This is a genomic window from Nonomuraea sp. NPDC059023, assembly GCF_042740095.1.
In the GTDB taxonomy this organism is placed as follows: domain Bacteria; phylum Actinomycetota; class Actinomycetes; order Streptosporangiales; family Streptosporangiaceae; genus Nonomuraea.
This window is the reverse complement of sequence record NZ_JBHYIO010000071.1, coordinates 20,582-30,228: the sequence shown is the minus strand read 5'-3', so window position 1 is coordinate 30,228 and position 9,647 is coordinate 20,582. Positions and strand designations below refer to the sequence as shown.

Genomic DNA, 9,647 nt, shown 5'->3' with positions numbered 1-9,647 from the left:
GACCAGGCCAGGCTCCTCGATGTCGAGCCCTTCCAAGAGCTTGAGGATCGCGGCGGAGCTGAACGGGTAGATCGGTGCCAGCTGGGCGTAAAGCTCAAGAGCCTTGGCTCTGACCTCCGCAGACAGCAGGTCGTCACAGGCGACGGAGAGAATCAGGAACCCAGACTCGAAAGCGGCCAGGTATTCGCGCACGATGTCGCGCGGGTCCTGGTCATCGGGCCAGAAATGGATCAGCGCAGCCATGATGATTGCGGTCGGCTGGTTGAAGTCCAGCAATTCGCCGGCCGCCGCCACGACCCGCGGCACGTCGCGGGCGTCGGCCTCCACGCAGGAGGTGGATCCCGGTACGGCGAAGATCGCTCGCGCGTTGGCCATCACGGACGGGTCGTTGTCCACGTAGACGACCCGGGCATCCGGCTGGTGCTCGCGCGCGCTGGCAAGAACGGTACGGCCGCCCGGGGCCGGAAGACCACATCCCAAGTCGAGGTACTGGCGGACGCCTGCGGCGGCCGCCGCCCCCACCGCGCGGTGCACGAACGCCGCGTTCGCCTTGGCCGCAACGGACAGCTTCGGCAGCAGCTCGCTGAGAGCGGCGAGTACCGCACGGCTCCCGAGACCGTCCTTGCCGCCCAGGAGCTCGTTGTACCCGCGGGCGGCACCTACCTTGACGATCATCGGCGCGTCAGGGGCTGCGTGATCGGATGGCATAGGCACCTCAGCAGGCCGGGGCGGCGAGGGCGAGACCGCAGACCGTGAAGCCTGTGGGCAGCGTGATGTCCGCTGTGGGGTCGCCCAAGACCCGGTACATCACTCGCGCCGCCTGGCCGGTAAATGATCTCCGGCCATGGAGCATGCGCCGGTTGTCGAGGAGGAATCCGTCGCCGGTCTTGAGCGGCAAGAGGCGCTGGTGCCGACGGATGGCTCCGATCAGCGTAGGCAACACCGCGTGGACCGGTTCGGTGAAATGTGCGAGATCATCAAGGCGCAGACGCAGGGCCATGTTGCCGTCTGCGGTGTTGGCGAAGATCGACCCCCAACGGCCGGGTGCGAACTGGACGCTACGCGGTTGGCGCAACCTGGCGATCACGTCGGGATCCGAAGAGAGGTCACGGAAAACAGCAGCGCCATCGACCACGAGCGACTCCCCTCCACGAGCGGCGGGTGAACCGCACATCAGGAGGAGCATCCTGGGAGGCACCGCCAGAGCCGACGCTTCCGTGTGAGGGCTGAGCTCCCCCGCGCCGAAACCAGCGAAGCCCGGCTGCCCCGCCATGGGACCGCGGTCGCTGATGACCGTCACACCATCGGGTTCGGCATCGCGATGCTGCCAGGGCACCACCAGCCGGCGCGCGAGGCGAACCACGTCAGCCCGCCCATGGACGCCTTCGAACATGACCAGGCCGTCACGCCGCAGAAGAGCATTGACGGTCGCTAGATCTGCATGCGCGGACAGACCCTTAGATCGGCTCGCCATTGTGGGATTTTCCTTCCGGTGAGGAACTCGGCATCAGCCTGAATGAGGTTCTCGACCGGAGACAAGTGACAGATTGTCACACCGCCCCAGGAGGCCCGACGCGAGGTCATGCAGCGTGTTAGGTTCCAAACACAGCCGCCTCCGCGTCGGAAAGGTCCCCGTCAATGACTTACCGCCCACACGCTTTCCCCGTGTCGGTAAAGGGAGTAATTGTCCGAGATGAGCACGTTCTACTCCTTCGCAATGAACGCGACGAATGGGAATTGCCCGGCGGAAAACTGGAACTGGGCGAGGACCCGCCAGCCAGACTCGCGCAGGAGATCAGCGAGGAGGCCGGCTGGAAGGCCAGAGTCGGCCCGATCCTCGACTCCTGGCAGTACCACATCCGCGAGGGCGTGGACGTGCTGATCGTGACGTACGGCGCCACGATCGACACCGACGCCGCCCCAGTCCTCAGCCACGAGCACAAGGAAGTCGGCATGTTCGCCAAGGACGAGATCGCCGACCTGCCGATGCCCGAAGGCTACAAGCGGTCGATCTTCGACTGGTTCGAGCGGCTTCAGGAACCTGTGAGGTAGCCATGCACTGCACAGCGTGTGGGGCAGCTATCGATGAGTCATGGAAGGCCTCACCGCTGTGCCCGGCATGCCACGTCGTGGCGGGAGCTCGGTTGCCGCACCAGGCCTGCGCCGCGCCGCTGTGGCTCTGGACGTCCCCTGAAGCTCAGGCGGCGCTGTCGCGGGGTCACCTCGGCGAGATACTCCGCGCCTACCGCAAGGCGACCCGGACCTCCCAGGCCGACCTCGCGGAAGAACTGCAATACGACCGGACGTACATCGTCAGGCTGGAGAACGGCCAGCGCGCGCTCACGGATGTGGACGCGCTTCGCCGCCTTGCTGAACATCTGGGCCTGCCTGCGCACGCGCTCGGCGTCACCGACCAAGCAGACGCTGACTTCGCCGCGATGATCAAATTTGGGGAATCCACCGTCCGCCTGTCCGCGCTCGCCCGCGAGGCCGGGCACAGTGCCGAGGCCATCAACGAACTGTGGCCTCTGGTCTGGAGGTTGGAGAACCGTCTGACGGCGGGACACTCAGATCGCTACGTTGCGCACCTTCTCACGCAGGCGCGCGTCGTGCTGGGCGTGGCCCTCGGCGACATCCTGCCGGAGGAAAGCCTGGCAGCAGCAGCGCGGTGGACTGGGCGCGCACTGAACATCGCTGGCGTGCTGGATGACGCCGTCCTCCTCACCCGGGCGCTTCGCGCCCACGGCAACGAGCTACGCAAGGTGAAGAGGAAGACCGCAGCCGCGGTACGGCTGCAGCAGGCAGCAGACGTCGCGCCCGCAACCGAACGCGGGACTGTGCTCATCCCGCTCGCCCGGACACTCGCAGAACTCGGCGACACAGCAGGCTTCGACGCAGCCATCAGGGACCTTCATCGCTTCATGGACTCCGCCCAGGAGACGCCACTGGTCAATTTGTTCGTCGTCCGAGAGGTCCACCTACGCGGGCTGCTCGCCACCGGACGAGTGCGGCAAGCCGTTCACCTGGCGGAAGCGGACGCGCCGGATGTCGGCGGGGTTGCTCCTCAATGGCGAGCCATTGAACAGGTGACCGTAGCTGACGCATTCAGCCTGGTCGCGGACGATTCAGCCACGACGACCGCTCTCAGGCAGTCGATCCTGACGGCGGAAGCTCTGCGGCTGCCTCACCAGATTCAGCGGGCCCTGCGAACAGCAAGGCGGAGATTTCCGGAGATCGAGGCGCTGGGCATCACCGCGCTGCAACGCCTTCAGCTCACCTCGGCGGGGTAAGCGCCCGCCGCTCGGCACAATCCTGGGCACGCAAAGTCGCGAGTGCTGGTCGTCCACCAGCCGACAACGCCAGGCCAGAAACCGAGCAAAGAGGCGACCTATCCGGACCTATCGGCGTCCCGCCTCCACCGGGCTGCAGGGCCAGGCACCCTGGATCAGTGCATGAGAGCGACGACGCGTTTGAGCATGGCGGGCTCCCGGACGAGGAGTGGGCGCCGATGACGCCCGAGCAACGCCTGCACATCCTGATGGCGGTCAACGCCGCCGACGAGGAAGTCATGCCGCCCGAAGTGGCCGAGCGGGCCCGAGACGCCTACCGGCACCCCTACCGCTGATCGAGAGCGAACCGCAGGCGCACCTTCAGCATCGTACGGACGAGACCTCTGGGCAGCGTGCGGCGCCCCGGGATCTCCTCCGTGAGGCGCCGCCCTAACCGTGGCTTTCGCTCTGATGTTCTTCAAGCACCACGACTCCGACGGCGCGCAGGGCCGCGATGAACGGCACGCCACGGTCGAGAACGTGGAAATGAAGCACGCGACCACTGTCCAACCCGACGAAGGCCATCGTGCCTGGGCGGAGGACGCCGGGGCTCACGACGATGTTGCGGATGCCTGTCAGCGGCAGGGAGAAATCATTCCGCCCCTTGCGGCGGCCCTTTTCGTCGGGCAGGAAGGCGAGCTGGACACGGCTGATCACCAGCAGTGCCCGGTAAGACCGCTGACGCCACTGCTTGGCTCCAAAACGCCGGTAGTAGCCGGGATCGAGTGGCCAGAACGCGACCGCGAAAGCTGAAGGATCGCGAAAGCGGGCACGTAGCCGAACAGCTGAGATTTTCCGGGTAGCCACGATGACCGAGAGCGTGATCACAGCGAGGCCAAGCATGCCAACGGTACCCAGCCAGCCCCATTCCAATGTCGCCTTGATCCCGGCGATTGCGGCCCCGATCAACGGAGCCAGCATGAACCCCCGGTGACGCTTCCGGTACTCGAGCGCCACTTGTTGCGCGGTCCTGTGGAGAAGGGGAAGCGAGTGCGGTTCAGCGATTTCATCGGACACAAGAGCCCCCCGTGCGGGATCATGACGCGGCGCAGAGGAAGCCAAGTGTAAACGCGGCGGACAGATACGCGGGAGCCCTGATCAGGGACCCGAGACTGGAAGTCGGGCGGCGGCAGAGCAACGACGGGCCCGCGGCGGTGGTCGTTCCGCGAGGAACTCGACGCTGGGGACGTGCACTGCCCGCCTGCGGCGGGCCGTCAAGGTCGCCCGCGTGGTCGCGTCCAACCGGGGCGATCGCCTGGAAAAGTTCCTGCCCGCGCAAAGCCCCGCCCGACGCCGGGTCTTCTAACCTCGTGACCAGCGCGGCTCGGCCGGGGGACGGCCCACCGGCTTCGACGCCGAAGGGTACAAAGCGCGCAACGTCGTCGAACGGGCGATCAACCGACTGAAGAACTTCCGAGCCGTGGCCACCCGATACGACTGTGAGGATAAAGGGGTGCCGCCTCGGGCGGTGGTCTGACCCGCGTTACGACTGGCCATGTGCCTTGCGTTTGATCTGTCGGCCACTGTCCGTGGCGGTGCTTGCTGCCGCCGGTCCGGACGGGCATGTCCCGATAGGGGCCTTGCTGCGAACAAGAGCGCCATCACAGTCCTGACCGCTCCGCCTCGGCCCGGCGTCGGCCAGCCCACGTCCCGAGCCATCAGGAGCCAGGCCAACCATGCCCAGCATGCCCAACGACGCCACCTCCAGTCATCACCACGACGACGAGAGCGTGGTCCTGGGAGTCGACACACACAAGGACACCCACGTCGCAGCCGTCATCACCGTCAGCGGCCGGCCCCTCGGCAGCCGTAGCTTCCCGACCACCACGGCCGGATACCACGACCTGCTGACCTGGGCCAGCGGACTCGGTATCCTGCGGCGCGCCGGCGTCGAAGGCACCAGCTCCTACGGCACCGCACTCACCCGGCACCTGCACGCCGCCGGCATCCAGGTCCTCGAGGTCAACCAACCCGACAAGGCCGAACGCCGCCGCCGGGGCAAGACCGACGAGATCGACGCCGAGACCGCAGCCCGCGCCGTGCTCTCCGGCCGCGCCACCGCGACCGCGAAGACCAGCGACGGCCCTGTTGAGATGATCCGCCTGTTCAAGACCGCCAAAGAATCAGCGACCAAGTCCCGAGCCCAGGCCATCAACCAGCTCAAGGCCGTCCTGGTCCGCGCCGACCCGGTCCTACGCGAGCAACTGACCGGCCTCAGCAACGCCAAACTCATCCGCTGCTGCGCCGGCCTCACCCCGAGCCCGATCACCACGGCCAGGGCCGCCGCAGCCCACACCCTGCGGTCGCTGGCCCAGCGGATCATCCATCTCACCGACGAGATCAACGAGCTGAACACGCAGATCACCGAAGCGATCAACAGCCACCGGCCGCAGCTACTCGACTGCTAGGGAGTCGGTCCTGACACCGCCGCCGCACTGCTCATCGTCGCAGGCGACAATCCCGAACGGCTTGCCAGCGAGGCCTCCTTCGCCGCGCTCTGCGGCGTCAGCCCCATCGAGGCGTCCTCAGGCAAAACCCAACGCCACCGCCTCAACCGCGGCGGCGACCGCCGAGCCAACTCCGCCCTCTACGCCATCGTCATTGCCCGCCTGCGCTGGTGCACCCGCACCCGCGGCTACATCATCCGGCGACAGGCCGAGGGAAAGACCAGGCGCGAAGCGATCCGCTGCCTCAAACGCTACATCGCCCGCGAAATCCACAAGATCATCATGGCGCCCCGACGAGCTTGACATCCATAGGGGCATCTGTGGTGACCGACGTCGGGCCGGTGGAGGTGCGGGTGCCGCGCGATGTGGCGGGCACCTTCGAGCCCCAGCTGGTGCGCAAGCGGCAGCGCCGGCTGTCCGGCGTGGACGAGATGGTCTTGTCCCTGTCGGCCAAGGGGCTGACTCACGGAGAGATCTCCGCGCATCTGGCCGAGGTCTACGGGGCGAACGTGTCCAAGCAGACCATCTCTACCATCACCGACAAGGTCATGGACGGGATGGCCGAATGGCAGAACCGGCCGCTCGATCGCGTCTACCCGGTCCTGTTCGTGGACGCGATCAACGTCAAGATCCGGGACGGTCACGTCGCTAACCGGCCCATCTACCTCGTCATGGCCGTCACCGCCGAGGGGCACCGCGACATCTTGGGCATCTGGGCCGGCGACGGCGGTGAGGGCGCCAAGCACTGGCCGGCGGTCCTGACCGAGCTAAAGAACCGCGGTGTCGACGATGTGCTCATGCTGGTCTGCGACGGGCTCAAGGGCCTGCCTCAAACGGTGGAGGCGCTCTGGCCCCGCACGATCATGCAGACTTGCGTGATCCACCTGCTGCGCAACTCGTTCCGCTACGCCGCCCGGCAGGACTGGGACAAGATCGCGCGTGCGCTCAAGCCCGTCTACACCGCCGCGACCGAGGAGGCGGCGCTGGAGCGGTTCTATGAGTTTTCGGAGTCCTGGGGGAAGAAGTACCCAGCGATCGTGCGCCTGTGGGAGACCAGCTGGGCCGAGTTCGTGCCGTTCCTGGCCTTCGACGTCGAGATCCGCAAGGTGATCTGCTCCACCAACGCCATCGAAAGCGTCAACGCCCGCATCCGTAAGGCCGTCCGAGCCCGCGGCCACTTCCCGAACGAGACCGCCGCCCTGAAGTGCGTGTTCATGGCCCTGATGAGCCTGGATCCCACAGGGCAGGGCCGCAAGAGATGGACCATGCGCTGGAAAGCGCCCTTGAACGCCTTCCAGATCGCCTTCGAAGACCGTCTTACCCCTGCCAACCTCTGAACACTTCAATAACCAAGATCAGCCGTTAAGTTGACACTCCCCTACCTTCGAACCCTTCCGAAGCGGCGCCCCGCACCGGACCTCGCCCGTCCTCAACCCAACCGTCCGCGAGGTCACCCGATGGATCACCAGCCATCCCGACCATCTCACCGACGAGGAGAAACAACGACTCGCCACCATCCTGAAACGCAGCCCACAACTGGCCGCCCTTGACCGGCACGTCACCACATTCGCCCAGATGATGGCCAACCGAACCGGGCAAACCGCGCTCAAACCCTGGCTGGCTCAGGTCGACGCCGGCCCCATACCCCGCCTGCATTCCCTAGCCCGCAGCCTGCGCGCCGACCAAAGCGCCGTCACCAACGGTCTCTCGCTGCCCTATTCATCCGGCCCAGTTGAGGGCAACGTGACACGCGTGAAAGCCCTCAAGCGCAGTCGCTACGGCCGGGCAAACCTAGATCTTCTCCGCAAACTCATCCTCCACGCACACTAATCACAGACAGTAACTCCACCACACAAAATGCGCCTGAGCCGAGCTCACAGGCCATTGACAGACGCCTCCATCGGCACCGTCGGCGACGCGCTCGACAACGCCCTGATGGAATCGCAGATCGGCCTGTTCAAGACCGAGCTGATCAAGCCCCGCGGTCCGTGGCGCAGCCTGTCGGAGGTGGAACTGGCCACCGCCGAATGGGTCGCCTGGTTCAACGCCACCCGCCTGCACTCAGCCATCGGGCACCTACCGCCGCAGGAGTTCGAGGCGCTCTACTACGCTCAACACCACTCCAACGAACCCGTAGCAATCAACCGCTGAGGTCTCCATCAAACTCGGGGCGATTCAAGCTCCCTTTGAACCCTTTTCATCCTCCGCCGGAGCCTGCGGGTCTCATCATGATCGCGGCTCTGCCGTTCGTCTGATCACATAGAGAAGCCCCTGGTAGACGGGTTGATCACCACAATCCATCCGCCAACACCAGGGTCTCGGATGCTGTTCTACCGTGTTGCGATCGATTTGTCGCGTTCAACGCTGAACTACGTCGCGGGGATCATCAGGCGGCACCCGCAAGGCGATCAGCTCGGTGTGGCGGCGGCTCACCCCGGCCAGCAGGCCCTGCTGGTGCTGGTCTACCTGCGCAAAGGCGAGACGTTCGCCGAGTTGGGCGCGGGGTTTAGGGTGTCGCTGACCACCTCCTGGCGGTACGTGGAAGAGACCCTCGCCCAGCTGAGAGCCAGAGCTCCCAAGCACCACCAGGCCCTACGCCAATCTGCTCGTGACGGGTTGCACTACCTGGTGCTGGACGGCATGCTCGTCCACACTGACCGGGTCAAGGCCGACTGAATCGTCCTCGCAGACAAGGGCTACCAAGGCGCCGAAGGACCGATCGGCACACCATACAAGGGAAAGAACAAGCCAGACTCCCAGAAGCAGGCCAACCGCGCACATGCTCGCCTACGCGGCCCCGGCCAACGCGCGAATGCACAGCTCAAGACCTGGCGCATCCTCCGCAAGCTCCCCTGCTGCCCACGCAAGGCCGGTCAGCTCTGCAAGGCCATCGCCGTCCTACAGAACTACGAGCTCACCCGAGGATGAGAAGGGCTCCATGATCGCTTCCCCTTGTCGGAGTACCTCTCCAAGCCTTGATGCGTAGGCGCCGTCCGGAACAACCCCCACTCCGATGTCGGGGGCACCAGAAGCGAAGCCTGACAACGAGAGACTACCGCCCGCACCAGTCCCGCCAACAACGCCCACCTGATCAGGACGAGGACTGCGTGATGCCGCTGGAAGGCCGGATTCAGCACCGCAGAGTGCTCAGCGGAGCTATCAACGAATACCATCGCGCCACCTGACCAACCCGAAGAAACACCAGCCCAGATCGTACATGCGAGTTTGAAAACTACACATAATTTTCGGCAGGCGCAGTGTGATTGTACTGCAGAATCGAGGCACGGCAGGACAGCAACGATTCCCAGTGTGGGCATCGCATCTTAGTCGACCGCTGTCTTATCGCGAGCTTCCTCTCGTCCGCCACCGTTCCACGCGGACCCATCTCCATCTGAGCTGCCAGGATCGAAAGAGCTCACTCAACATAACAAACTCAGATTTAGTACCGGGGTCGCCGGTTGGCCCGTGACACTCGCCTACGCAGCGGGAGTGATTCACTATCGCTCCTGGCAACATCGGTGTGCAGTCGCGCAAGTTCTTCTTGCCTGGGCTGCCAGTCAACGAAAGGATAGAACGCCAGACGCCAGCACATGAGGCCCACCAATATTTCGCCGTATATTGGAATGATGCCCATGAACATGTCGCGCGGCCGATATGAAGCGAAGGTTGACAGTCCAAGCACTGTCATCATCGTAGCGAATCGATAGCAAATTACACTAACCAGGTCCGCCACATAGAGCGGGACGTCGCCCGCATCCTTCCCTCTTTGTAGAGGTTCGATAATATGTCGGCTAAAGACAACGAATAAGAGGATTTCGAGTGCAACAAAGACGACTATCATTGATGTGGCTAGAAATATTCTGCGTAACCG

At 64.8% G+C, this 9,647-nt stretch carries 7 protein-coding genes and 6 pseudogenes; 10 read left to right on the top strand and 3 right to left on the bottom strand.

What is annotated here, in order from left to right; genetic code table 11:
- Both ACFWYW_RS56185 and ACFWYW_RS56180 read right to left on the bottom strand, forming a co-directional pair.
- Nucleotides 1-708 (bottom strand): SAM-dependent methyltransferase (locus ACFWYW_RS56185; RefSeq protein ID WP_379628326.1); only part of this gene is annotated, 708 nt, incomplete at its 3' end.
- A gap of 7 nt (nucleotides 709-715) precedes the next feature.
- Complete coding sequence (locus tag ACFWYW_RS56180; RefSeq protein WP_379628324.1) at nucleotides 716-1,474, bottom strand: TauD/TfdA family dioxygenase; 759 nt, start codon at nucleotides 1,472-1,474, stop codon at nucleotides 716-718.
- Nucleotides 1,475-1,638: 164 nt separating this feature from the next.
- Here ACFWYW_RS56180 and ACFWYW_RS56175 point away from each other — a divergent pair, with 164 nt between their 5' ends.
- The 3 genes from ACFWYW_RS56175 (at nucleotide 1,639) to ACFWYW_RS56165 (ending at nucleotide 3,625) form a co-directional block, all read left to right on the top strand.
- On the top strand, nucleotides 1,639-2,052 hold the full coding sequence (locus ACFWYW_RS56175; protein ID WP_379638707.1) for an NUDIX domain-containing protein: 414 nt from the start codon (nucleotides 1,639-1,641) through the stop codon (nucleotides 2,050-2,052).
- 92 nt (nucleotides 2,053-2,144) lie between these two features.
- Nucleotides 2,145-3,290 carry a helix-turn-helix domain-containing protein gene (locus tag ACFWYW_RS56170; RefSeq protein WP_379638708.1) on the top strand — a complete coding sequence of 382 codons (1,146 nt, stop codon included), beginning with the start codon at nucleotides 2,145-2,147 and terminating at the stop codon, nucleotides 3,288-3,290.
- 158 nt (nucleotides 3,291-3,448) lie between these two features.
- On the top strand, nucleotides 3,449-3,625 hold the full coding sequence (locus ACFWYW_RS56165) for a hypothetical protein (RefSeq protein ID WP_379626524.1): 177 nt from the start codon (nucleotides 3,449-3,451) through the stop codon (nucleotides 3,623-3,625).
- Nucleotides 3,626-3,719: 94 nt separating this feature from the next.
- On the opposite strand, the gene ACFWYW_RS56160 is transcribed toward ACFWYW_RS56165, so the two are convergent.
- Nucleotides 3,720-4,346, bottom strand: coding sequence for a hypothetical protein (locus tag ACFWYW_RS56160; protein WP_379626522.1), 627 nt, complete (start codon nucleotides 4,344-4,346; stop codon nucleotides 3,720-3,722).
- 292 nt (nucleotides 4,347-4,638) lie between these two features.
- Here ACFWYW_RS56160 and ACFWYW_RS56155 point away from each other — a divergent pair.
- The 7 genes and pseudogenes from ACFWYW_RS56155 to ACFWYW_RS56125 all read left to right on the top strand — a co-directional run.
- Nucleotides 4,639-4,767: pseudogene (locus ACFWYW_RS56155) on the top strand (IS5/IS1182 family transposase); the annotation flags it as partial.
- 247 nt (nucleotides 4,768-5,014) lie between these two features.
- A complete protein-coding gene (locus tag ACFWYW_RS56150) occupies nucleotides 5,015-5,737 on the top strand; it encodes a transposase (protein ID WP_379626520.1) in 723 nt (240 codons plus the stop codon).
- A gap of 12 nt (nucleotides 5,738-5,749) precedes the next feature.
- Nucleotides 5,750-6,079, top strand: a pseudogene (locus ACFWYW_RS56145) (transposase); the annotation flags it as partial.
- Nucleotides 6,080-6,102: 23 nt separating this feature from the next.
- A pseudogene (locus ACFWYW_RS56140) lies at nucleotides 6,103-7,113 on the top strand (IS256 family transposase); the annotation flags it as partial.
- 121 nt (nucleotides 7,114-7,234) lie between these two features.
- Nucleotides 7,235-7,606, top strand: a pseudogene (locus tag ACFWYW_RS56135) (transposase); the annotation flags it as partial.
- A gap of 66 nt (nucleotides 7,607-7,672) precedes the next feature.
- Nucleotides 7,673-7,927, top strand: a pseudogene (locus tag ACFWYW_RS56130) (integrase core domain-containing protein); the annotation flags it as partial.
- 171 nt (nucleotides 7,928-8,098) lie between these two features.
- Nucleotides 8,099-8,704, top strand: a pseudogene (locus ACFWYW_RS56125) (transposase family protein).
- Nucleotides 8,705-9,647 lie beyond the last annotated feature (943 nt).